Annotated in this window: 21 protein-coding genes and 2 pseudogenes; 16 read left to right on the top strand and 7 right to left on the bottom strand. The window is 52.9% G+C overall.

The genetic code is table 11. The features are described from left to right. The first annotated feature begins 300 nt into the window (after positions 1–300). Positions 301–744, top strand: coding sequence for a BON domain-containing protein (locus VE954_RS01660; protein WP_324948979.1), 444 nt, complete (start codon positions 301–303; stop codon positions 742–744). A gap of 27 nt (positions 745–771) precedes the next feature. Continuing rightward, positions 772–1,374 (top strand): hypothetical protein, encoded by a 603-nt coding sequence (locus tag VE954_RS01655; RefSeq protein WP_324948977.1) that lies wholly within the window; start codon positions 772–774, stop codon positions 1,372–1,374. A gap of 128 nt (positions 1,375–1,502) precedes the next feature. On the opposite strand, the gene VE954_RS01650 is transcribed toward VE954_RS01655, so the two are convergent. Then, positions 1,503–2,390, bottom strand: a complete 888-nt coding sequence (locus VE954_RS01650) for a phospholipase A (RefSeq protein ID WP_324948975.1) — start codon at positions 2,388–2,390, stop codon at positions 1,503–1,505. 233 nt (positions 2,391–2,623) lie between these two features. Between VE954_RS01650 and VE954_RS01645 the strand changes: the two genes are divergently transcribed. Together VE954_RS01645 and VE954_RS01640 are read left to right on the top strand one after the other, a co-directional pair. Continuing rightward, positions 2,624–3,256, top strand: a complete 633-nt coding sequence (locus VE954_RS01645; RefSeq protein WP_324948973.1) for an outer membrane beta-barrel protein — start codon at positions 2,624–2,626, stop codon at positions 3,254–3,256. A 39-nt stretch (positions 3,257–3,295) separates the two neighbouring features. Next, positions 3,296–3,919, top strand: a complete 624-nt coding sequence (locus VE954_RS01640) for a hypothetical protein (protein WP_324948971.1) — start codon at positions 3,296–3,298, stop codon at positions 3,917–3,919. Positions 3,920–3,953: 34 nt separating this feature from the next. On the opposite strand, the gene VE954_RS01635 is transcribed toward VE954_RS01640, so the two are convergent. From VE954_RS01635 to VE954_RS01620, 4 genes are all read right to left on the bottom strand, one after another. After that, positions 3,954–5,234 (bottom strand): sodium:proton antiporter, encoded by a 1,281-nt coding sequence (locus VE954_RS01635; protein WP_324949048.1) that lies wholly within the window; start codon positions 5,232–5,234, stop codon positions 3,954–3,956. A 124-nt stretch (positions 5,235–5,358) separates the two neighbouring features. Next, positions 5,359–6,327: a BON domain-containing protein gene (locus VE954_RS01630; protein ID WP_324948969.1), complete on the bottom strand. Its 969-nt coding sequence runs from the start codon at positions 6,325–6,327 to the stop codon at positions 5,359–5,361. A gap of 70 nt (positions 6,328–6,397) precedes the next feature. Further along, the gene (locus VE954_RS01625; protein ID WP_324948964.1) at positions 6,398–6,814 is read right to left on the bottom strand and encodes a hypothetical protein; all 417 of its coding nucleotides are present in this window, start codon (positions 6,812–6,814) and stop codon (positions 6,398–6,400) included. A gap of 214 nt (positions 6,815–7,028) precedes the next feature. Continuing rightward, on the bottom strand, positions 7,029–7,250 hold the full coding sequence (locus VE954_RS01620; protein WP_324948962.1) for a hypothetical protein: 222 nt from the start codon (positions 7,248–7,250) through the stop codon (positions 7,029–7,031). A 159-nt stretch (positions 7,251–7,409) separates the two neighbouring features. On the opposite strand from VE954_RS01620, the gene VE954_RS01615 reads away from it, so the two are divergent. Genes VE954_RS01615 through VE954_RS01595 form a run of 5 tightly spaced genes read left to right on the top strand, consistent with a single transcriptional unit; the run spans position 7,410 to position 13,974 of the window. Further along, positions 7,410–8,858 carry a hypothetical protein gene (locus VE954_RS01615; RefSeq protein ID WP_324948960.1) on the top strand — a complete coding sequence of 483 codons (1,449 nt, stop codon included), beginning with the start codon at positions 7,410–7,412 and terminating at the stop codon, positions 8,856–8,858. Between the two features lie 20 nt (positions 8,859–8,878). Further along, positions 8,879–9,922: a Hint domain-containing protein gene (locus VE954_RS01610; RefSeq protein WP_324948958.1), complete on the top strand. Its 1,044-nt coding sequence runs from the start codon at positions 8,879–8,881 to the stop codon at positions 9,920–9,922. An 11-nt stretch (positions 9,923–9,933) separates the two neighbouring features. Continuing rightward, a complete protein-coding gene (locus tag VE954_RS01605; protein WP_324948956.1) occupies positions 9,934–10,578 on the top strand; it encodes a hypothetical protein in 645 nt (214 codons plus the stop codon). A 36-nt stretch (positions 10,579–10,614) separates the two neighbouring features. Beyond that, entirely contained in the window at positions 10,615–11,778 is a 1,164-nt protein-coding gene (locus VE954_RS01600) for a hypothetical protein (protein WP_324948954.1), read from the top strand. Positions 11,779–11,790: 12 nt separating this feature from the next. Beyond that, the gene (locus tag VE954_RS01595; protein ID WP_324948952.1) at positions 11,791–13,974 is read left to right on the top strand and encodes a hypothetical protein; all 2,184 of its coding nucleotides are present in this window, start codon (positions 11,791–11,793) and stop codon (positions 13,972–13,974) included. A gap of 72 nt (positions 13,975–14,046) precedes the next feature. On the opposite strand, the gene VE954_RS01590 is transcribed toward VE954_RS01595, so the two are convergent. Together VE954_RS01590 and VE954_RS01585 are read right to left on the bottom strand one after the other, a co-directional pair. Further along, a complete protein-coding gene (locus tag VE954_RS01590; protein WP_324948950.1) occupies positions 14,047–14,319 on the bottom strand; it encodes a DUF2171 domain-containing protein in 273 nt (90 codons plus the stop codon). 12 nt (positions 14,320–14,331) lie between these two features. Continuing rightward, positions 14,332–15,543, bottom strand: a complete 1,212-nt coding sequence (locus tag VE954_RS01585; protein ID WP_324948948.1) for an acyl-CoA dehydrogenase family protein — start codon at positions 15,541–15,543, stop codon at positions 14,332–14,334. A gap of 157 nt (positions 15,544–15,700) precedes the next feature. On the opposite strand from VE954_RS01585, the gene modA reads away from it, so the two are divergent. The 7 genes and pseudogenes from modA (at position 15,701) to VE954_RS01555 (ending at position 23,092) form a co-directional block, all read left to right on the top strand. Then, a complete protein-coding gene (gene modA, locus VE954_RS01580) occupies positions 15,701–16,501 on the top strand; it encodes a molybdate ABC transporter substrate-binding protein (protein ID WP_324948946.1) in 801 nt (266 codons plus the stop codon). After that, positions 16,498–17,142 (top strand): annotated as a pseudogene (modB, locus tag VE954_RS44045) (molybdate ABC transporter permease subunit); the annotation flags it as partial. The gene modA and the pseudogene modB, both read left to right, overlap by 4 nt. Next, positions 17,116–17,722: pseudogene (locus tag VE954_RS44040) on the top strand (ATP-binding cassette domain-containing protein); the annotation flags it as partial. The pseudogenes modB and VE954_RS44040, both read left to right, overlap by 27 nt. Before the next feature lie 612 nt (positions 17,723–18,334). Beyond that, a complete protein-coding gene (locus VE954_RS01570; RefSeq protein ID WP_324948941.1) occupies positions 18,335–19,585 on the top strand; it encodes a hypothetical protein in 1,251 nt (416 codons plus the stop codon). 59 nt (positions 19,586–19,644) lie between these two features. After that, a complete protein-coding gene (locus VE954_RS01565; RefSeq protein WP_324948939.1) occupies positions 19,645–20,955 on the top strand; it encodes a cytochrome P450 in 1,311 nt (436 codons plus the stop codon). Between the two features lie 345 nt (positions 20,956–21,300). After that, positions 21,301–22,215: a TIGR02147 family protein gene (locus tag VE954_RS01560; RefSeq protein ID WP_324948937.1), complete on the top strand. Its 915-nt coding sequence runs from the start codon at positions 21,301–21,303 to the stop codon at positions 22,213–22,215. Positions 22,216–22,225: 10 nt separating this feature from the next. After that, positions 22,226–23,092 carry a hypothetical protein gene (locus VE954_RS01555; RefSeq protein ID WP_324948935.1) on the top strand — a complete coding sequence of 289 codons (867 nt, stop codon included), beginning with the start codon at positions 22,226–22,228 and terminating at the stop codon, positions 23,090–23,092. Positions 23,093–23,095: the final 3 nt, after the last annotated feature.

The raw sequence follows: 23,095 nt of genomic DNA, 5'->3' as shown, positions 1-23,095 counted from the left end.
GTTCTCTCAAAAATGAAATGATGGTCCAGATTCACAATCCCTGGCCACTCTGCACGGAATAGATACCCAATACATACCCATTTCCGCCGGAACTTCTAGCGAGAAGTAGCTTGTAAATCAACTAAGTCAGTATGGCAAGCATTAATTGATGTCCTAGCCGAGGGCACCTTACCATAAATATTGCGTTAGACGAACGCACAAAATGCTAAGGCACGCAAAATGCAATGCAGGGATGCGCCTCCAGGCGAAAACTGCAAAGCTGCCTCGGAAGCTTGTTTTACAGCACACAAGGAGTTGTCCATGATCATGAAGTCGATTTCGTCGAAGACGCGCTGTATGGTTTTAACTACGGTCGCTTTGATCCCTGTTTCGTTCTCCGTTGCCCATGCGACGGACACGCCCGCCAAGGCCCAAACCCAGCCAGCAGCAGGTGATACAGCCACAACCACCGCTCCCGACAATTCTGCGAATAATGCCAAGGCCAACAGTGAAACTGGCCTTACCGCCGAGCAGGCTGGTAATTCAGAAACCGACGTGAAACTCACCGCTAAAATTCGTCAGGCTTTGGTGAAAGACAAGAAGCTCTCCACCTATGCTCATAATGTAAAAATCATTACGGAAAATGGCCAAGTCGTCCTTAAAGGACCCGTGAAGAGCCAATCGGAAAAAACAGAGGTGGAAACGAAAGCCGGACGGATCGCAGGAGTTGATCGCGTACGGAGTGAGTTGGAAGTGGCCAAGTAACGAACATTCAAGGAAAGGACAACGATCATGGCTAAGAACACAGCAACATTCGCAATTTTTAACAGCCGCGCCTCGGTCGAGCGCGCTGTGAACGCGCTCAAAAGAGCTGGATTCCGTCACTCAGATATCTCGGTGCTTTTTCCCGACCGCGAGAGCACTCGCGAATTCGCCCATGAAAAAGCTACCAAAGCTCCTGAAGGGGCTACGACAGGCACGGCAACCGGCGCAATCCTGGGCGGAACCCTGGGTTGGCTCGTCGGCATGGGATCGCTGGCGATTCCAGGCATCGGTCCCGTCATCGCCGCCGGACCCATCATGGCCGCGCTGGCCGGAGCTGGTGTCGGCGGAGCCGTGGGCGGTATTACAGGTGCCCTTATCGGCATCGGGATTCCCGAATACGAAGCCAAACGTTATGAAGGCCTGGTCAAAGACGGTGGCATCCTTATTTCGGTCCACTGTGATGACGACAAATGGGTTCAATTGGCTAAAGACATTTTCAAGGTCGAGAACGGCGACGGCATTGCATCCGCACATGAAGCCTCGTCCGATGAGCCTCGAACTGGCTCTTACGACCGCGACAGAACCATGACACCTCCATCATCGCCGATGACACCACCGTCGATGTTGTAATGGGAATAATAGATTATTGGATTAGATCTCTTGGTCCAATAAAGCCTCAGGGCTTTCGCAGAGCACGGCAGAACCAATCTCTTTTCAACCTCCCTCGCCGAAGGCATTTGGGAAGGGAGGACTTTGTTTTAGAAAGCTAAACCAATCCGATACGACTTTTGTAGCTCATTATATTCAATCAGCGACTCCATATACCCGTAATAATACTGGAACATGACATACGGCATGATATCGGAAAGACCGAAACGGTATTTCATAGTGAATTCCACAGCACCCCGACCGTCATCCGTATTGGGAACCCCACCCGGAAGTAGGGTCAGGTAGATTTCACCCTTGGACGGAAAAAGCTCCTGCGTGATCCCCTCAAAACTCACCCGCGTCGAAACATAGCCCGTGTACCGCCTTATGTCCGTGTTATTTTGCCAATCGATGTCGTAGAGCCAGTACAGCCGAACTGTCCCATGCATGCGCCACGCTCCACGACCGAGCTGAGCCTCGACTTCAGCAAAGATGCGATCCAGAGACCGTGATTCCTCTTCATCCTTCCCGTTCGATCGATGCTCCAGACCTAGACTGATCCCGCGAAGGACAGGATGATCCAAAGATTTGGCGTAGTACAATTCTGGGTTGAAATCAATATCTTCAAACGGTCGGGAATCTTTCGTGACTTCCCAGAACATCATTTGATTGTAAGCAAAATAAATCGGCAGACTTAAAACAGGTCGGAGCTTAAAGCTAAGCTGCACCTTGGTGTTCGGTTTGCCTCCGATGGCGTAAATATCCCGATGCCGGAAGATATTCTGCTCTTCAGCACCATCGATTTTTTTCAAAAGTGAAGGAGCTGCCTTTTCCACGGATTCACCCGCAGCTGGAGCCTCGATATCGAGCTTGATATTCTCCCGAGTCTCGGACGCTGTACCCGGTGGCGGCTCCGGGTCTTCCGCTTGAGATATTTGCGGCCAGAAAACGAGGAGAGGCGCCAGCAATGGACTGAACAGAGATTTTTGAGACAACACGTAAACTTCCCTTGCTTTGAAAGAAGTGAGCTCAACCGGGTTGCATAATGTAGACCATGCATTTCGGCCTGCTTCCGGCTCTGGGCCTTGGCTCCTAGGCAGGTCTGTTCGGGAGCCACCCCCTGCCGACGCCAATAAACGGGACATCGCCAGTATTTGAGGCAACTTGTGCTGGCACGATGAGTGCAGAACACCTGTGGGACTGCACCGTTCATTTAACAAGGAGAGCCTTTATGTTTAATAAATCCCTGATGGGAATGACCTGCGCCTGCTTTCTTGGACTTTCCGCACAGGCTTTGGCTCAAACAACAACCGGCACAGATTACAAGCGCATCGATGTGATGCGCGACGCCACCAACTGGGCTTTTGGCGTGAATCTGGCTGCCGCGGATGTGAATACAATCGACAATAATGTCTTTTCGTTCGGTGTCTTTGGAAACTACTTCACCGCACCTAACTTTTCCCTGGGCCTGACGCTGGACTACTGGAATGATTCCTTCAGCGAAACAGACCGCCGTGTGGAAGTCGAAGATCTGGCCCTCGGGGCCAACGGTAGATTTCTCTTCAGTGAATTCACAACCGGTTTGCGCCCGTTTGCTCTGGCCGGTCTCGCCGTCCACCGTTTCCAGGTGGATGTCGCCAACCGCGATCCCAACGCCGATCCGCTCCTGGACAAGTTCAATGAATACGACCGCAACACGGAAGATGTCGAAGGCGAACTGGGCGCCGACTTCGGTGCAGGTGTGATGTATCGCGTGCAGACAGCCATGGATATGCTGGCGGAAGTTCGCTATCGTCGCATTCTCGACCGTACGGTTGACCTCGACCAGGTGAACTATTCGGTCGCGCTTTCCTACGTTCTGTAATGTGATGGCATGATCTTCATGCCCATCAAGGAGACGACCATGGCCCGATCCATTCAATTCCTTGCTGCTTTGGCCCTGCCTTTAGCAGCCATGGCTTGTAAGAAGGACGAAAAGACCAGCGAAACCGGCAAAAAGCTGGAGAGCACGCCTGCTGAGTTGCGTGGCACCTGGCAATCCGCCTGTGTACCCACCACCACGCTGAGCATGGTGGCGACCCAGCGTGAATACGTGTTCAATGCCATTGGTGACTTCGATCGCATCGAACGTTATTTCAGCGATGTCCATTGCCAGAATCTGGTAGCGGCTTATAAGGTCGTGGGAACGGTCGAGACCAAAGGCTCCAATCCTGACAAACCTGATGTGGACATGATCAACTTTACAGTGAATGAAGCCTATATCACGGTCAAGTCGGACATAATCCTGAACGATCTGAATACCATGAAGCTATGTGGTAAAACAGACTGGAAGATCAACGAGGATGTCCACGTAACCAATGCTGAGTGCGAGGGGTCCAAAGTTCAAAAAGGTGGGGTTCAGTTCGATAGCTATGACATACGAAGCGGCCAGCTTTATTTAGGCCAAAAGCTTATGTTTCTGGCCAAGGATAATGCCAGTGATCGCCCCACGGAGCTTGATGCCAAGGTCGCTTTCGTGAAGAAGTAAATCCCACACCGCCCCCGGTACCCGGTATCGGGGATCACCCCCTCGAAAATAAGTTCCGCAGTCGATGCAATCGCTTTTGCCGCTTTTCATAGGCTTCCATCAAAGGTGTCACCGATATTCCGTGCAGGATGATGGAGCTCACCACGATGCTCAGGGTAATGGAAACCATCTCCCGGCTGTGCGCAGGCGATAACCCATGATGAACGCTATAGGCCAGCCAATAGATGGAACCCATCCCTCGAATTCCAAACCAGCTGATGAGATTCTTCTGCAGCTTATCCACCGACTTGCATCCGAGCAGACCGAGCCGGACCGAAAGGGGACGTATTATGAAGAGCAGGATAAAGGCAAAGAGCAGGACCTGGGGTGTGAAGTCTTCCCAGGAAATCAAAGAGCCAATAATCAACACGACGGTGATTTCCAGCAGGCGCTCCAGCTGCTCATTGCTGCTGAGCAGCGCTCTTGTCAGAAAAGCTGGACCGCGCTGGGGATCAGAGGCCACCTCATCCCTGGGACCTTCCAGCTGCGATGCATCCAGAATACGATCGCCGCTCTGGAGATGCTCGATGCGGCGCAACGCCAAGGCCGAGGCGAATACTCCCAAAAACCCATTGGCATTGATGGCTTCCATAGTTCCATAGGACAGCGCAATCAAACCCAAAGCCAGGAATTCTTCGTAACCCAGAGCATTCTTATGATGCCGCCGCAGATAGAGCACGGCCTGACCAATCACGAGTCCCAAAAGATAACCGAGTGATGGTCCCACCACGATGGCCCAGATCACGTCCACGCCCAACCACTTTGAACCAAAACTGCCGATCTCATGATAACCAATCAAACCAAGGCCAAGCAAAACGAAGGGCATGGTCGTCCCATCGTTTAATCCGGCCTCGCCCGTAAGACTGAAACGAAGTTTGTCGCGATCCCCAGGCTCCGCAATCTGAACATCCGAAGCCAGGACAGGATCCGTCGGCGAGAGGATGGCAGCCAGGACAATGGCCGCACCTAGGGAGAGGGAAAAAAGCCAATAGCCGACGACCGATAGGAGCACGATGCTGATAAGCATCGAGACCGTGGCTAACCGTAACGCGACCTTCCATAACGGATTGGAAAATGACAAGCGGAGCTTAAGACCGGCAGTAAAGAGCGAGATCACCACAGCCGCGCCCATGACCTGTTCCAGAAGAGCCGCTCTTTCATAAAAATCAACGCGCAAAAGGTCGAGCCCGTGTGGGCCCAACCCGACTCCAAAGGCGAGATAGACCAGTGAGCTTGTGAGTGGCATGCGTTTCAGGGCTGTTCCAAAACAGACCATCATGATCAGGAATAGACCGATCAGCAGGTACCAGAGGGCAACGCGATCTATGGGGCACCTCAAAGGCATGAAGGAAAGGGGGCGGCTCCCTGAAGAGCGCCCCCTTCACTGCGTTACCAATTCATTATTTGCTGGTGGAATTGAGAGTCGATTTATTAGGGTCCTGTTGCTGCTGTCCGGCGACCGACATACGGTTCGATCCACTCATGGACGCATTGCTGCCACTTCTTTGATCGGCGCTTTGACCTTGCTGCTGACTCTGAGACTGACTCCGAACGCGCAGCTGATTCTGAACATCGTGGACGCCCAGAACTTTTTCAGCCAGTTCTTCCGCAATGCGTTTGTCCTGACGGGAAGCCACCTGACCCGTCAGCGTTACTTCACCGTCTTTCACTTCGACTTCGATATCCGAAGCATCGATCCGACCATGGCGAATCAATTCTTCATGAATATCGTCTTTCAAGCGCTCATCACTGCGCTTGTAGCTCTTGGGCCAACGATTTTTATCGTTGAAATGAGTCTGCTGGTTGTTTTGCCCTTGGTTTTGATCAAAGGCGCGACGACCCCAGTTGTGATTTTGATCGTCAGATCCAAAGCGATTCCAATCGGCGTGGCCCATGCCAGCGCCTGTGCTCTGCCAGTCGCGACCATAATCGGAGATGCCGCGGCCTCCAAAGTTGCTATATTCCTGCTGGCCCCGACCGTAGTCGGACATGCCGCGACCGAAGTTATTATGCTCCTGCTGGCCCCGGCCGTAGTCATAACGATGAGATCCTTCATATCCATGACGATCGGATGACCGCGAACGATAAGGACGCTGCCATGCGCTGTCCTGGTCGTAGTCCCGGCCATAGTCAGATCCGCCGCGGGATCCGAAGTGCGGCTGGCCTGGACGTTCAATGTCCAGATCACTGTCATAGTCAGGCCGGGTATAACGTCTTTCCGAATCGCTGCCGCGATAGCGATTGCGGTCCTGGCTTTCATAACGATCATCATGACCGCGGACGATGCTGCGGCGATCCCAGTAAGGTGTTTGCGAACGGCGACCCTGTTGAGAATAGCGATCTTCATTTTCAAAGCTTTGCTCAAACATACCGTGCTCCTTGTTTACCTTGTTGCAATTGTGGCTTGGCTGTTGGCCCTTGCCCGATAGCTGTGGGCTATCAGCACCACACAAGATTCCATTTACGCTTGTAGCTTAGATTGCGATATCTAAGCCTAAAGCTCGTACTCTTCATCGGAATAAGGCGCTGAACACTGCGCACATCAAAGTGTGTCACGATCAAGCCTCGCAATTTGCGCCGTGCATAGGGCGGCAGAACCGTATTTACGTTGTTCCGTTGCAATTCCCGCATCACAAAAGGCGGTGGTCCTGGTTCTGGTGCAGCGTTGGGAGGTGAAGGGTCGGAGCCAGGATGGGGCACAATAGGCTGCGGGATGGTTGTTGGGGGACGGTCTGGAGTACGGCGCGGAATGGGCTCATGTTGGGGCGGAGGCGTATCGGGCAGTTCCGTCATAAGACGGCCTCGGCGACGCTCCAACAATATAATGTGTCTATATTTGGATGGTTTTCTACTCATGGTGATTCTCTTCATGTCTTGAATCGGACGGTATCCATGGCCTGCATTTGTATTGCAGGAACTCTGCCAAGCCCAAAAGCAAAGGGAAAAGCAAGGGGGAGGTTGGAAAATGTTGGTTTTTTCCAGCAGTAAGGTGCAACATTTTGCATGCAGGGGCTGTTGGTGAAAGACAGCTGCGTGGCTTTCACCATGTAAAAATTCGCTGAACACCCTGCTATCGATTATCCTTCAGCGACTCGTCGCGGCTCTGCACCATAGTAAAGCTAAACCAGCTCCACATTGTATGACCGAACAGCAACATGAAAGCAACTATCGCGAGCCAGGCATACCATTGAGGGAAGTGCCGGATCGTGAGGAAAACTGCCAACAAACTGATAACAGTCAAGGCACCATTCCAATAAAGTCGCCGTGGAATTTTAAGTGTGCTTTGTTCCATAGGCTCACCTCCTCACTCTCGTCCATGATTCCCTGCAAGAAGACGACCGCCTGATGAGTCAGCAATAAAAGGTCTGGATTGCCTGCGCACACTCTGCTAAAAAACGCTAGTGCATCAGAACTAGCCTCATATGCCCTATCCGTTGCGAGGTAATTAAGCATGAAACAAAGCCTGGGACTTTGGTCCGCTCTTCTCGTTCTGGCGTCCGCATCAATCCTAACCAACTGTCGGGATCGCCCTCGCGATACCGCTACTGACCTGATGAGTGAGGTACCTTCCACCCACAGTGATACTGGTATTCCTGGACAGGCGTACCACGGTGACAAACGCAAGCTGCTTAACGTTTCCTGCGTCGAAGGGGAAATCAGTGAACTGCTGGGCAATGTCACATCTGAGTTCGAGTTAAGGCAAGATCTTGGTTTCACGGACTTGATCGATCGCCTTGGCGGAAAGCTTTCTGTGGACACGAATTTTCCTACGGTAAGGGCTGGAGCCTCGGCACGATATGCGACGGAGAACACCGCCGGCGTCAATGCCAGTAGCTACAACTTCTTTTGGCGTGCGACTCCCAAGAAGCGCGTCCTGAAGAGTGGCCCGGACGGAAGCTATCGATTGTCTGCATTTGGTCAGGAAGTTGCCAAACAACCCGCGTTTGCCTTGAATCGTTGTGGTGATGAATTTATCACCAGCATCGAGTATGGGGCTATGCTGAACGTCACGCTGAAAATGGAATTTCGTAATGAGCAGGACAAACGGGATATCGGCGGCAATCTCACTGTGGATGTGACCGGCGGTATCGTGAAGGTCGACGGAAAGCTTGATTATCTGGATCAGACTGTAAAAAAATCAGTCAAGATCACGGTGGAAGCGCAGCAGCACGGCGGTGACCCGCTGCGGCTTTTGCAGGTCATACCGGATAATCTCGTAACGTGTAGCCTTGATAACCCGTCCCTCTGTTTCAGCGTGTTCGCCTCAGCAATCCAATACGCGAAAAACGATTTGGCGGGACAGTTCACCAGCCTGGATTCGTATAACGTTGTGAAATACACAACGCAGAAGTATGCGGAATCCGGTATCTACACCCTGCAACCCCCCGGAGGCTATCCAACCGTGGATGCCTTGGTGGAAGACGCACGCCAGAACCTGGATCGCGTTTTTCAGCAGGCGCTCATGGATCGCTCCCGGGCCCGTAAGCTGATCAATTCGTATCGCGAATGGTTGAGTGATGAACTCTACCAAAAAATTATGGATCTGGAAGCCAAGGCCAATCGCAACACCTCGCGACTGTCCAACGCTTCGGTCTTCTGCTTCGATAACCCTTATGCCGGTTGTCTTGAGCAGGCGGAAAGCACCTTCAAGGTGCTGGAAGCCTACGACGCCAGTCTTCTTTCGATCAAAACTGTACCGCTGGTCGCTTACCAACGCTGTGAATTGGCAAGACAGGCTGCGGTTGCCGCGCAGGTCGTGACGGAAAACTGGTCCATGGGGTATCGGCGCAAGGGGTTTGCTCCCGTGTTTTTTGACAACAGCAAACCAGACCTCGGGGTCGAGGTATGGGGTCCCTGTGAAGAAGCGCTTGCATATTATGGTGATTACTTTAAGGTCTGAACGCCCCGTTGGGAGTTTTTATGAAACGTTCATCCGTGCTGACAGTATTTCTGTGTATAGCTGGTGGAACATCAATCGCATGGGCCGTGGATTTTCCACCACATGACCAACGACCTGATCCGGTCGGTGACCCCGTTGCATTTCCAAAACCCAAGTTCCCAGCCCATCCTACGACGTTTTACGCATCGATGGTGCCGCTGAATTTGGGCAAGATCAAAGACCGTTGCGAGCAAGACAACCTGTCGGGACCTGAAGCATGGGAACGTCTACTGTGGCTGAAAAACTGCCACAAGGGTCTGCTGGTCGCGACCTACAACAGCATCAATGGTGACGACGGAACCTCGGACGAGGCAAAAATCGCGATCATTGAAAGCGAGTGGTTTTACGTGGGTGGCGATCCCGCAAAACCTAAAGCTCGACCTAATTACTTAACCTTTGGCACTGCAACCTACGAAAACCCTTTAAACTGGTTTGCGCCACGTGCCGCGAGTGTCGTGTGCACAGAATTTCCAGCAGGCTATCAAGTCCTGGGGGAATGCACATCATCGTGTTACGAGCCCGACCAGAAGCTGCTTTTCAGTGAAGGCGAAATCCCTATAGCTGAAGCGTTGGATAAACTTCAGGATCAGATCGTTACCCTGACTGACGAATCTACGCTCGACTTTGTGAATTTGCAAAACCGAAAGGTTAAACACTATGCACGCAGCGCCACACCAACCAAGCATGAAATCCTTACAATCAGCTCCCACAGCGGTGGACAGTTGAAGGTCACAAAAAATCATCCGATTTTGACAGCTGAGGGCTTGATGATTGAAGCCGGTGAACTTAAAGTAGGGGACAGACTGGTGCAGGTTGATGGTCAAACCGATGCGATCGTATCCATCAGCGAGAAGGAACACTTCGGTCGTGTGTTTAACATTCAGCCTGAAGCCGATACACAACCAGGACAGATTGTAATTGCACAAGGATTTTTAAGTGGTTCGTCCTGGTTCCAGAATGATGGTTATGAGTTTATCAATCGACTGATCCTCCGGAGAAACGTTCCTGTGGAACTGTTTCAGTAGGAAACTGTCTCATGAAGTTTGTTGGGTTCTTCATCGTTATTCTGACTGTCGGTTTCTGTTTCTTTTGGAAGCGCGGGCCCATAATTTTGCATGGTGACCCTCCCGCTTCCCCAGTCACTGAAACCGCCGCGACTGTCCCGACGGCTGCCGTCGGGATACCCTCGCGGGCCCCTGCTCTCCCTCGACCTGCACCATCCCCAAACCCTCATGATATAACGCTACGTGTCCAGAAAATTGCGGAACTCGCGCGTCCTGCTCTCCCGACCCAGAAAGGGCGTGAAGCTCTGATCCAATCCCTTTCCGATCAGCAGCTCCAGAGCGCTCTCGGCCGTATTCTGGAGGCCAGTGATCGCCTCGAATACAATGCCGATCAAGAAAAGCAGCGGATGAACGCCGTTTCTGTCCTGGGACTGATCCTCAAACATAAAGACGTTAGTCACCGCGAAGACATGGTGCGCTGGATCAGACAGCGCGTCCTCACGGTTGATTTTGATAGGATGAAAGATATTCGGGTTAAACAAAGCGTCTACGGAGATATCACCGAACTCTTGATGATATTGAAGCAGCATGACCCGGAAGCATTTGATGACGTTGCGCAACGCATTAGCGAAACGAATCGAAAAGTCTTGAAGACCGCACTGGCCGCCAGCCGTTAGAGCTCGGGCTCGTGCTATAAAAGGAAAATTCAGCCCATGTTAAGGCGCTTGCTCCTGCTATGCCTTTTTTTGCTGATGAGGGACGGTTACGCCGCGCAAATCTTCGTGGGGCCCGATTCCTTCAGCCGTATTGGTTCTGGTCTTGATTCTGCCAGCAATCAATGGCGCCCTTCCTGCTTCGACGGCATCATCCAACCCGCCACGCCCAACCGTAGTATTACCATGAAAATATATGCCTCACAATCGGCATCTGAAATTCTCGAGGACCAGCGTGGCTACGGCAGCGCTCAGGTCGACTTCTGGGTTTTGGGAGCCAAGGCTCGCAGTGAATTTATCCTGCGCAATAGCGAAAGTGAAACGCAGTCGACGCTTATGTGGAGTCTCGATTATCGTGGCGCTTCGGTCTATTTCAACAAGCGTGAGCTGAATGCACGAGGCCGAGCCGCGGCGGCCCTTCCCATGGCCGAGCAAAGGAAAATGTGCGGCGATCAGTTCATCATTGGGGCCGCATTGGGAGCGCGTTTTTATCTGGCTGCGTCGCTTCTATTTGACAGCCAGACCAAGTACCGTTATTTCAAAACCAAAGTTTCAGCGTCGGCGTTCGGTGGTCTTCTCAAAAAGGAGAAGAAATCGATCGACGAAGTGCGACAGGTCGCAGGGGATGCTCATCTCTCGGTTCAGGTTTTTCAGTACGGCGGAGAAACATTTGATCTGGATTTACTGTCGGCATCTCAAGTATCGTATTGTTCCATGGACAACCTGGACCCTTGTTTGGAGCGCTTTTCAGCCTTGCATCGCTATGCTTTCGGTCCGGATGGCTTCCGCAAACACGTGGATTCGCGCAAGCCGGAGCAGCTGGCCGTGCTCTACCTGAATGCGAGTTCGTACCAGGATGCCGGACATTTCCTGAGCGCGGATGCGGTCAAGCCAGGAACCGACCCGGGTTTCGTTTCGCTCTCCGAGCAACTGTTCGAGTGGAACCGTACGGTCCAGCAAAGTATCTCACGCGTGAGTGCGCTGCTCCTGTCCAATGCCAGTCGTTCTGTGGCTGATAAAGCGATGGCCCAGCAGGAATTGACCGCACTCCAGAATAAAGCTCGAGCTATTCAGGCCGCAGTGGTGGCTTGTTCGGATTCTGAAAATTACGAAGCCTGCAAAACAAGGCTTGATTCCATACACGCTATGGTTGCTTCACCATAGAAAGGATGACCCATGAAACGCTTGATCCAAGCACGTCGGTATCGGAGTCTGGTGCTGATCTCGACCTCTTTCCTCAGCGCCTGTGGAGGCAGCTCGCATGAGTCTGAAGCTCCAGGCCCGTCGGGCGTCCAGGAGGTTGTTCCGGTCATCGCCGAACCTATTTTCAATAATAGGACTCACGTAACCCACGCTTTCGAGGGGCTGGTTCAGGCGTGTACGACGGTCGGCGGAGTTTTCGACGAACGCGAGCGTAACTGCGCATGCCCCGACACAGGATCAGGCGTTGCCCAATCCTTTCAAGCCCTGTATCGCATGGACCCGACCCTTGGCCTCAAGCGCCGAGTGTTTGATCGATATGCATGTGCCGAGGACTATCGGCTGAAGCCGACCAAGGCCCAAACCAACTTTTCGAGCCTTCTGGCCAGCGGACGCGATCTGCTTTTGAAAGATCTGCGGGAAGTTCGCAATATCGGCAACGGCCGTTCCCTGGTTTTTGAAGTGGATGATACGCTGCCTGACGCGCAGCTGCGCGACCTTGCGGCTTATCTTGATGAAAAGAAACCTTATATTCATATTCCCAGCGGCAATCAGTGGCGGGAGATGTATCGCGTGAAGCTATTCAAGGCTGATGAAAGCCTGGATCGCATCAAGCGTCTGCCGTACTTTGACTTTGAGGACACGGGGCTCATCGAACGCTATGGGAATGAAGTTTTCGTCTGGTCGCTGGACGACTTCGAACATCTGGGCGCGACACCACCTCCTCCGGAACTTTCGTTACCAGTCCTGCCTGTGGCTGCCAATGCCCTGATGCCGAAGCTGATGGAAGGGCTGCAGGCTTATCAGGATTATCTGAAGGGCATTCGTCCTTTGGATGTGCAGGAAAATGTGCTGATCGTGGATGAAGGCTGTCACATCCTCTGTGACTACAAGGCCTCCTTTTATCTGAACGGCCAGTACTACTGGTACGAGAAAAATTACGCCCGCGGCTCGGCGTTTCGTCACGCCTTCTATCTGGGACGAGAGGATGGGACTCTGGATGCCATGACCCTGCTCTTTCCGGATTTGACGCCGTCTGTTTACATGACCGAACATCGCAGCATCGGCCCCGACGGCCGTCTGGACGTGAATTCCAACGCCATGGATTCCAACGGTGATCTGCTGCGTTTTACCGAGTATCCACCCCTTGGTGATCCACGCACCTTTGCGACCAAATTGCAGAAGCTGAAAACATTTCAGCCGGAGCAGCCCACGACCACCGTTCTTGTGCTTGAAGAATCCACGCAGCTCGAGGAGGACTGGGAACTCGATTACTGGATCCGTGGGCCCTATGCGGCGGACCGTCCCACCGACAAGAAAAGTCTTTACGGCTGGATTGTACCTGAAGAATCCGATGGCAATCCCTTCAGCTTTTACTTTGGCGCCATGGACCTTAACTGGACCACCGACGCCGCGCATGGGCGTGAAGTCCTACGGGATCTGATGCGGGACATCAAGCCCGGCGATGCCTATGGGATCAGCACCGATTTCACCTGGCTTTTACAAGGCCACCGTTTCAATGAACTCGTATCCATGTCCAAGGCTCGTATTGCCACCATCTCAGCCATCCTCTCGGTCGAGGAAGAGGAATGCCATCGCCTGACAGCCGCATTGGATGCGGATATCCTCTGGATCGCAGGAGCCGGCAACGAAGCCAAGGAGAATCCACGCTTCCGTTGTCCTCAGAAACTGGAGCGGAAAGATCTGCGCATTGTCGCCGCCGCAGGCTCACGCGGTGAATTGGCTTCTTTTGCTGAATTTGGTCGCGATTATGCGGATATTACCGCGGATCCGGTCAGCTATATGGGACGCCGAGGATCATCGTATTCGGCACCCAAGGTCGCGAACGTTGCCTTAAAAATTGTCAAGCAGTGGGGCGATGCGCTCAACAATCGCGAGGTTCGACTCGCCATTCTTCTTGGCGCTGATGTGGATACCCAACATCGTCTGCAGGTGAGGACAGGCGGAGCTCTGTCGGAAACCTTTGCCATGAATGCGGCGGCCGCCATTGCCGGACTTTCACCCACGGCCCGACGTCAGCTGAACGATAGGACACTGGATCGCACCGAAATCTTTAGTAAGATTATTGCAGCATCGGGCGCTCTGCCGCCTGCAGAAGCCAAGGGTCAGGCCCAGTACCTTGTGCAGAATGGCCTTTGAAAAGAGAAACCGCGCGTTCCCATGAAGGACGCGCGGTTTCTGTAAACTTTTCTCAGATGGGAACCAATCCCTTCAATGATCATGAAGTGGGCGCGTATCCAGGCGCGTCGTTCGAAATTCATTTTCGCTGATTTTTAAATAGATGGCTTTGTCATCAGCGTAATCCACGCTGTCCAGATGAATCCAATGAAAATTTCCTCCGTTCTGCCCATTGCCATTTTTAAGCTTAACAAAAGGTCCATCCACTTGCTCCACACTGCCGACTGTAATGCCCTGCAGTCCGGGAACAGGACCTGTGCCTTTCGCTTGTACCAAGAGGTTGGGTTTAATTAGTGCGAGATCCATAGCAAAACCTCATTAAGTGAAGGCACTCATGCCTGTCATCGTTCGATTCCATATCGAGTGATTCATGTCGCGGGTTGCTTCAAAGGAATAGAGAGCCTCAACGTCCCCTAAAAATTTAGCTACACGGTTTGAAATGAGAATCCCATGAGCTCCCATCAAATCCTGTGCCAGGCTCAGAACACTTTTGCAGCTGGCTCGACAGAAAAGCTGAGCCAACGAAGTCTGGGCGTCATCCAGGATGTCCTGATCCTGAAGCTGACTCAATCGAGTCACGATGGTTTGCATCGCCGTGATTTGCGAAGTCATCTCGTCCAGCAGAGCCCGGGCCGCATCATAGTCATAGCGGAAAGCGCCTGGACGGCCATACGCCTGGACCTCAGCCGAGGCGACTTCATGAATGGCACAGGCGCAGCCGACCGCTTGCCAGGCAATGCCGGCACGTGACTTTTCCAAAATAAGACAAATATCCTTCAACCCATGAGCGTGAGGCAGGCGGCATTCTTCGGCGACCGGACAATCCACCAATTCAAGGACCGAGTTCGGCAATCCCCGCTGGAAAATTTGAGTGGCTGAGCTTGCAAACTTGATCCCGTTCGTCTTACGATCAAGAATAAAACCCTTCATTTGATGATCAAGCACATCCCGCGCCCATACAATGATGTCATCGACAGGCGCAGAAGCGTTCCATTGTTTGACGCCATTCAGAATCCATATATCACCGCGGCGCCAGCAGCTGGTGCGTAGGCCTGTGGCCAAAGTGGAAATGGGATCCGGTTCGCTCAGGACGAAGGCGCCCACTCGATCCATCCGCGCCATCGCTGGCAAAAACTCGTTCTTCTGCTGCTCGGATCCACACAGCGCAAGAGTATGCATGGCCAGATCATGGTGCATGCTGAAAAACATCCCCAGCGAAACGTCCATGCGCACCATCGCTTCCGTCACCAGCCCATGCAGGAGCGTTGATCGTCCCTGGCCGCTGTATCGAAGATCCAGGGTTAAACCTGCAATTTTCAAACCTTTAAAATCTTGAAATATTGATTTTGGAATCTCCCCCTGTCGCGCAGAACCCGCACCCATGGACTGGAAGGTATGGCTCAGATAGCGCATGACCTTGTCGAAAATGAATCGTTCGGTTGGGACTAGCAAAGCTCGCGCTTCAAAGATATCCGCCGGCAGGTGGGTGACCCGCGCGTGTGAATCGATATCCTGGAAAGCCTGGTCCATCGAGTCGGCCCCGTTGAGTGTTGCAAAAAAGCCCCTGGAAAAAAGGCCACCCCCAAGGGGATGCAAAAAAAGTTCCATAGGTCATATGAACTTGACAGATGACTGGCCTTTGCTGAAATCTACCGGGGGAAACCTCAGCAAAGCAAAGGAAGGCCTTATGTTAAGACACCAAAGCCGCATACAAAGCTTTGTCCTCATGATTTTCACCAGTCTGGCTGCATTCCCTGTCAAGCTGCAAGCGGAAGGCAGGCCAAAACAGGAGATCCTAGTCGCCGCTGCCGCCAGCTTGAGAGAGGTTTTGGACGAGCTCGAACCTGCATTTGAGAAAGAGAATCCTCAGATTCAGCTGTCTTTTCATTTCGCGGCGTCCGGAGCTTTGCAGCAACAGATCGAACAGGGCGCACCTGTTGATGTCTTCATCAGCGCAGCGCGCAAACCCGTCGATGCTCTGCTCGAAAAAAAGTTATTGGTCCCATCCAGTGTAAGGATCTTGTGCAGCAATGAGCTGGTCTTGATCGTGCCTCAGGATAAACCCCTGCCTCAGAGTTTAGTAGACTTGAAAAAATCCAATTACCCGCGCATTGCACTGGGTGAAAGCCGCACGGTACCTGCTGGCGAATATGCAGAAGCCTGGCTTGCGAAGGCTGGTCTGCTGTCGAGCCTCAAAAATCAACTGGTTCCAGCAGCCAGTGTTCGCCAGGTCCTGACGTTTGTGGAATCAGGGAATGTCGCCGCTGGATTTGTCTATGCAAGTGATGCCCACGCCTCAAAGCGAGTGCGGGTTGCCTTGCGTGCCAATCCCAGTGACCACCCGCCGATCATCTATCCCATGGGTCTTGTGAAAAAATCCCAGCACCCCTCGTCAGGCTTGGCCTTCATCCAATATCTGCAAAGTCCTCTGGCCCGACAGGTTTTCAAGGCCTTTGGTTTTATCCCACCTGCTGAGACGACTTTGTGAATGCCTTTGACGCCATCACATTATGGATCTCGCTGAAAACAGCAAGCGTGGCCACGGTCATCGCAGCTGTTCTGGGCCTTGCCATCGCCGCCTGGATGGTCCAGCGCGGTCCACGACCCGGCACGCGATCCTTTGCCCTTATGGATGCTATCCTGATAGCACCGATGATTTTACCGCCAACAGTTCTCGGTTTTATCCTGTTGATGATCTTCGGCGTGCACAGTCCCATCGGCCAGGCCTGGGAAGCTGTGTTCGGTGATCCACTGGTCTTCTCATGGGCGGCCACAGTTCTGGCCGCGAGCACGGTCGCGTTTCCTCTCATGTATCGCACCACGCGGGCGGCTTTGCTCCAGGTCGATCCGCAACTGATGGCAGCGGCACGCACACTCTCGAATCAGGAGATTCGGATTCTGTTTCGAGTGATGTTGCCTTCAGCCTGGCCAGGCGTCCTGGCAGGAACGCTTCTGGCCTTTGCACGGAGCCTCGGTGAATTCGGAGCGACGCTGATGCTGGCTGGCAGTATTCCAGGCCGCACGCGCACCATGCCCATGGCGATCTACTATGCGGTTGAAGCTGGTGATTTCGCCGAAGCTGCCTTCTGGTCCGTCCTGATTATGCTTATCAGTCTTTTCGTTATTTTCATTGCTGAGTATCGCCTCGAAAAACCTCAGCGTCACGGGCCTCGGCGCAGCGCTTTACCACCCAAACCTTTGACCTCAGACAATGGAGTGGGCCTGCATCTCACTAAGCAATTGCAAGCTTTCGCGTTGGATATTCAAATTCAAACGTCCAGCCGGCGCGTGGCGATCCTTGGTCCGTCTGGTGCGGGCAAAAGCCTTTTGCTGCGCTGCCTCGCTGGTTTGGAACAGCCTGATCAGGGTTGGATCGAAATCGATCACAAGGTCCTTTTCGATAGCCGCTCCCAAACGCAGCTCAAGCCTCGGGAGCGTGAGATTGGACTTCTCTTGCAGCATTATGCTCTTTTCCCGCATATGAGCATCCGCGATAATATTCTGTTCGGCATGCGCGTCCCATCTCAGGACAGGGCTGATGCCTTACTGCAGAAAATCGGGCTTTTGCAAATGGCCGAACAAAGACCACCGCAACTTTCGGGAGGGCAGCAGCAGCGCGTGGCACTGGCTCGCGCCCTGGCCGCGGAGCCGCGTCTTCTGCTGCTGGACGAGCCTTTGACAGCTCTGGATGCGCATCTACGGGATCGGCTGGAACAACAGCTGGTTGCCGATCTTTATACCTTTCCAGGTCGTCTTTTTCTGATTACCCACAATGTGGAAGAAGCCTGGCGACTTTGTGATGAATTCATTCTTCTTCATGAAGGCAGGGTCATTCGACACGGACCTAAAGCAGAGGTTTTCGCAGATCCCCGCAACGTTGCAGCGGCGCAGCTGACAGGTTGCAAAAATCTGGCGGAAATCACCGGCCGTGCGGGATCGACCGTGATCATTGAAGCCTGGCAGTGTGAGCTTGAGCTGCCTGCTGATACCAGGCCTTGCACATGGATTGGGATTCGCGCGCATCATATCAAGCTGACTGAAGAAAATCAGGCAACACCCAATACGTTCCCTTGCTGGCTGGCTCGAGTCAGTGAATCCCCGCACCGATTAACCTTATTTTTGAAATTGCAGTCACCGCCGCAGGATGCGTTTGATGCGCATGTGCAGGTGGTTTTGCCTCGTGAAAAAGCGCTGCAATTTCAATCCCGCCCGCAGCCCTGGTTTGCCACCCTTCCCGGCGTCGCACTTTTGCCTTTAGAGATACTGAAGTCCTAGTTTTTACGCAAGGATGGTCAAACCTTGAAGGTCATTCGGAAGCACGATGACAGTCCTTGACCTTTGTCCTGGGACATGGTTGAAGGGGTTTCGTACATATAATTTCGAGGCCAAAAAGCAGAGTATGAATGTGCTTTGCCGTGATCTATCGTCACTCCTTTTCCTGGCAACGGTGCTGACACTTGCACCCATGCCCCACCCTGCCCTGGCGCAGTCGAACCCTGATGAGCTCAGTCTCTGGGAATCGAGCTCGGGCATTCTCGTATTTGAAAAACCAGCTGCGGCCCAAATATCCTACCCATGGTTGAACGAGCTGCGGGCGATTATGCTGCGTTCTCTCAATAGTCCCGATCAGGGCCGGGATTTAACCAATCTCCATCATGCGTTGGGAACCAAAGCGCAGTCGAGTTACGCGAAATATGTCGGCCCTCATAAAATTACGGTCAAGCCGCAAAATGGGATCGAAATTCGCCGCTCCTTGATGAAATCCATGCGGCTTTATGCCCAGAAAGAAACCAAGGGAAACATATTCCCTCAATCCTGGAAAGATGGTCTGCGCTTTAATGTAGGCGGTGGTGTCAGCCCCAGCAGTCCCGCGGCCAGCCAAGGGTATATTCATAACGGCAATCCTGAGATGCGCTACGGATTGCGACTAATAGATGTTGAGCCCAGCCAGGACAACTTAAAACTCGCCAGCCTCGGCATGGAAGATTACGAGTATCTGGCCTATGCGCCCAAGGCCAATCTCGTTTATGAAATTGGCGAAGTCTATCCAGATGGGTATGCACGCAGTTTTCCCGTTCCCATTGCTGAGATGGTCACTCCGGAATATTCCATCTGGCAATCCATTCCCCGACTGCCTGAACATAAATTCAGTGGGCGTATGGCCCCGCGGGGCCTTCCTGGCCCTGGCAGTCCCTTGCCACCGCAGTCGCTGTTTCTGGATCAAAGCCAGGGTTATTACCAATTGGAAGCGCAGCTGTCTGGGAACCTGAAGCAGGAAAATGTTCTGCATCGCTTTCGAATGCCCCTCTACGGAAAGATGAACTATCGCCAGGAACGCAACAAGGACTGGCAGTTCACCAAATCCACCTTCGAAAACCTCTACAGTCATGATGATGGGTATGCTGTCCACCTGGAGCGTTATCACTTGGAACGCCGGTACCAGCTTGCCTTTCAATTCCACAAGTGGATCAACCACTTTGAGCTGTATGCCCATGTACCCGACGCGGCCTTGGAAAAGGACAACTTTTGGCGTCAGCATCGCTGGGAAACGCGCTTCGATCTTCACTTCTAATTGACCGCTGATTTTTTCCCAATTAGAGTTTGCGAAACTGCACAGAAGGTGGGATTCGTATGTCTGTCACTCTATCGTCGCCTTTGCCCCCGTCTGCTACAACTTTCTATCCACTCGATCTTTATCATTTTTACACGGATTTTCTAGGCTCGATTCAGCAGCGCTATCGTGAGCATGGCAATGTTTTTCGCTGGTATGCCTTGAGTAAATTCACAGTCCTGCTAGGTGCCGAAGCCAACCAGTGGGCTCTGGTCACCCAGCAAAAGTCCCTGTCAGCAGCCAAAGCCTGGCAGCAGCTGATTGGTCAACTTTTTCAAGGTGGTCTTATGCTCCGTGATGGCGCTGATCATAGGCAGCAGCGGCGGCTTTTGATGCCGGCGTTTCGCCAGGAGGCCTTGCAGTATTATCTGACCAGCAGCGAAGCCTTGATCGGTCAGCATATTCAACAGTGGCCCGCGCGCTGCCCGAATATTTATACCAGGGTCAAAGAGCTGACTTTGGAAATTGCGGTGCAATCCTTTTTCGGGATTAGCCATCCCAAGGAACTTCAGGTTTATAATCGACTGATCACGGATGTGGTCGCCGGATCCATTGCGTTCAATCGCTTGCCGGTGGTGGGACGGGTGTATCAGCGCGCAGTTCAGGCCAGGCGGGATCTCGTCAAACTCCTGAAGCCACTGGTCGGCGAGCGACGGCGCCATCCCACTCAGGATATGATGGGACAGCTTTGCCAAAGCGTGGATGAAGAAGGTCGGCAACTCTCAGACGATGAAATTGTGGATCAGCTGATTTTCATTATGATGGCGGCTCATGATACGACCGCATCCACACTATCCAGCATTTTCTATGAACTGGCCATGCACCCGGAATGGCAGTTACGGGTTCGTGATGAGGCCAGGCGCGCCCTGCCTTGGCCCGTGGCCCAGAGGCCAGATCAGCTGCCGCTGACTTTGATGGTCATCAGGGAAACTCTGCGGCGCCACACACCACTCAAAGTGCTGCCTCGCGTGACACTCGAGGATCTCGAATTCCAAGGATTTGCGCTGCCGAAGGGTTCGCATATTTCAGTGTTCCCATCCTTCACTCACTACATGGACGAATACTGGACGCGTCCTCAGGACTTTGATCCTTTGCGATTCAGCGAGGAACGCGCGGAGCACAAGAAGCATCCTTTTTGCTACGCTCCCTTCGGTGGTGGCATGCATAGCTGTCTGGGTCAGTTCTTTGCTGAGAAGTTTCTGTCCGTAATTTTGGGGAAAATCACCCTGAAGTGCTCGTGGCGGGTTCCGGATATCGACCGCGTCCGCTTTCAGCAGATACCCATTCAAGTGCCCAGGAGCAGCCTGCCGGTTCACCTCTATTCCAGCTAAATCGTGAAGATGACAGCCAACTCCAGCTCCGAGCCGACGTTTCCATCCGTATGCTCGGAAATTTCTTACCTCACGCAATTGTTCAGCCCAAGTCCTCGACTTTCCACAATATTTATACCCCCATTCAAGTGCGCGCAAATTATGCCGTAAAGAGATATGTAGGGCATGCGATACCCCTGCAGGAATCACGGAAGGGCACCCATAGAGGAGACCGAGATGATCATGATCAAGTATGCGACATCTGACCTCTTGATCCCATCAGCAGGGGCGTTTGCGACCGCTCCTGCTGGCCGTGGGATTCCTCGTTCCACGGAAGTGGGCAATCCTTCTTAAGTTGAGGCGTGCATGGTTCAGAAGCCTAAATCGGACAAGTCTCGCTCGGTGCAAGACCGGTTCGATAGCGCACGCGCCCAAATTGATGTGACGCAATTCACAGCCTATCGAGAGTTCCTGAAGCACCTTTACGATCAAATCAAGACGGGCCGCAAATCCTATTCGTATGTACGATTTGCCACCGATCTGGGACTGTCGACCAGCAACGCGCTCTGGCTGGTGCTGACCATGCGTCGCGATCTGAGCGAAGCCTCGGCCCAGAAAATTGCCACGGCTTTGTCCATGTCCCACGAATCCCGCAAATATTTTATGCTCCTTGTCCGCCATAACAATGCGCGCGACCCAAGCCAGCGCGAAAGCTACATGAAAGAACTGGTCGTTCTCAAATCCCAACATTTTACCGACAGCGGCAATGATGAACACACCCTGGAATTCTTTCAGGAGTGGTACCATCCTGTGCTGCGCGAAATGGTGGCTTTGGATGAATTCAAACCTGATCCTGACTGGATCAATGAACGGCTCTTCCTGCGGCTTCTGCCCAAACAGATCGAGCGAAGCCTGGAATTACTTCAGAAACTGGATCTCATTCGGTTCGATGACAATCGCCAGCGATTCGTCTCGACTGGCGAACAGCTCTTCCCAAGTCGCAAGGCCGGACCTTTGGCAGCTGTTCGTTTCCATCAAAAAGCCTGTGAAAATGCCCGTGAAAGCGTGACCGCGGTGCCATCCCATCGGCGCGATCTGAACGTCATGACGCTTTCCATTTCCGATGAAGCGGCCCAGAAGCTGAAAGCGATTTTCCATAAGGCTTGTGAAGAAGCCATGGCGCTGGAAAGTCAACCGCAAGCGCGGTCCGAAGTCTATCAAATCAATGTGCAGCTCTTTGCGTTGACTCGCAAGGCGCCTGGCACAAAAAACGAGACATGAGGGACGGCCCGTGAGACCAAGGCTAACATGTTGGAACAAACAGCGGTACCGTTCAGTCCTCACTGGACTGGTCGCCTGCCTCATTGGAATCGGGAGTCCATCCTGCGGTTCCTGGAGCGGCAATCCCCCGAGCAGCAAAATCCAAACCGGCATAACGCCCGCTGTGGAAAAACAAGGCACCGTGGAAATCGTGGTGCAGGGCACGGGGACGACGCTCAAGCTGGCCAACAATACTTTGTCTGTGATCGATAAAGGCGGCAAGGCTGGTGGTCAGATTATTTTGACTTCGGCCCAGCTCGTCCTGAGCGATATCGTGGTGCGTCGCGACCCCAGCGATCTTACGCCCAGGCCCAGGCTGTCCGGTCCCTTTGTGCTGGATCTTTTAACCAACACGATCACCCCCAAGCCTGAAAAATTAACCCTGCCCGAGGGCGAGTATAAGGATATTACTCTGCAGCTCTATAAACAAACAGGAGGCAGCGTTCAGCTCACAGGAACGTATATCACTCCCAATCAAAAAAGTTCAAGCCTCCGCATCACGCTGGATGCCGATGATACGCTGTCCTTGATGAAGGAAGCGCAGGCCAAGGTTATCCAGGTGACCTCGGGATCGAGCCAGCAGATTGCCCTTACCTTTCAGCTGGATCAATGGTTCAACTTCAATGGCAAGGACGCGGATCTATCCCATATCAATGGTCAGGACATGACGATTGATGCCGCGGCCACGGGTGACAATCGGAAATTACGCGATGCCTTCCTGACTAATGTGAAGGCTGCTTCTGATTTTGACAAGATCACCACGCCAAGTGATAATAAGGATGGCAGGGATACCAAAGATCAAGACGATCAGGATGATGATAATCGTGGTCGTCGCTGAGAG

Origin of the sequence: Oligoflexus sp. (genome assembly GCF_035638955.1) — a bacterium.
Taxonomy (GTDB): Bacteria; Bdellovibrionota_B; Oligoflexia; order Oligoflexales; family Oligoflexaceae; genus Oligoflexus.
The sequence above is the reverse complement of the archived record's forward strand: the minus strand, read 5'-3'. Positions and strand labels throughout refer to the sequence as shown.

Bases quoted from the DNA above. Each gene is read 5' to 3' on its own strand.
- VE954_RS01660 (WP_324948979.1), top strand. From the start codon at position 301: ATGATCATGAAGTCGATTTCGTCGAAGACGCGCTGTATGGTTTTAACT.
- VE954_RS01655 (WP_324948977.1), top strand. From the start codon at position 772: ATGGCTAAGAACACAGCAACATTCGCAATTTTTAACAGCCGCGCCTCG.
- VE954_RS01645 (WP_324948973.1), top strand. From the start codon at position 2,624: ATGTTTAATAAATCCCTGATGGGAATGACCTGCGCCTGCTTTCTTGGA.
- VE954_RS01640 (WP_324948971.1), top strand. From the start codon at position 3,296: ATGGCCCGATCCATTCAATTCCTTGCTGCTTTGGCCCTGCCTTTAGCA.
- VE954_RS01635 (WP_324949048.1), bottom strand. From the start codon at position 5,234: ATGGTCTGTTTTGGAACAGCCCTGAAACGCATGCCACTCACAAGCTCA.
- VE954_RS01630 (WP_324948969.1), bottom strand. From the start codon at position 6,327: ATGTTTGAGCAAAGCTTTGAAAATGAAGATCGCTATTCTCAACAGGGT.
- VE954_RS01625 (WP_324948964.1), bottom strand. From the start codon at position 6,814: ATGAGTAGAAAACCATCCAAATATAGACACATTATATTGTTGGAGCGT.
- VE954_RS01620 (WP_324948962.1), bottom strand. From the start codon at position 7,250: ATGGAACAAAGCACACTTAAAATTCCACGGCGACTTTATTGGAATGGT.
- VE954_RS01615 (WP_324948960.1), top strand. From the start codon at position 7,410: ATGAAACAAAGCCTGGGACTTTGGTCCGCTCTTCTCGTTCTGGCGTCC.
- VE954_RS01610 (WP_324948958.1), top strand. From the start codon at position 8,879: ATGAAACGTTCATCCGTGCTGACAGTATTTCTGTGTATAGCTGGTGGA.
- VE954_RS01605 (WP_324948956.1), top strand. From the start codon at position 9,934: ATGAAGTTTGTTGGGTTCTTCATCGTTATTCTGACTGTCGGTTTCTGT.
- VE954_RS01600 (WP_324948954.1), top strand. From the start codon at position 10,615: ATGTTAAGGCGCTTGCTCCTGCTATGCCTTTTTTTGCTGATGAGGGAC.
- VE954_RS01595 (WP_324948952.1), top strand. From the start codon at position 11,791: ATGAAACGCTTGATCCAAGCACGTCGGTATCGGAGTCTGGTGCTGATC.
- VE954_RS01590 (WP_324948950.1), bottom strand. From the start codon at position 14,319: ATGGATCTCGCACTAATTAAACCCAACCTCTTGGTACAAGCGAAAGGC.
- VE954_RS01585 (WP_324948948.1), bottom strand. From the start codon at position 15,543: ATGGACCAGGCTTTCCAGGATATCGATTCACACGCGCGGGTCACCCAC.
- modA (WP_324948946.1), top strand. From the start codon at position 15,701: ATGTTAAGACACCAAAGCCGCATACAAAGCTTTGTCCTCATGATTTTC.
- VE954_RS01570 (WP_324948941.1), top strand. From the start codon at position 18,335: ATGACAGTCCTTGACCTTTGTCCTGGGACATGGTTGAAGGGGTTTCGT.
- VE954_RS01565 (WP_324948939.1), top strand. From the start codon at position 19,645: ATGTCTGTCACTCTATCGTCGCCTTTGCCCCCGTCTGCTACAACTTTC.
- VE954_RS01560 (WP_324948937.1), top strand. From the start codon at position 21,301: ATGGTTCAGAAGCCTAAATCGGACAAGTCTCGCTCGGTGCAAGACCGG.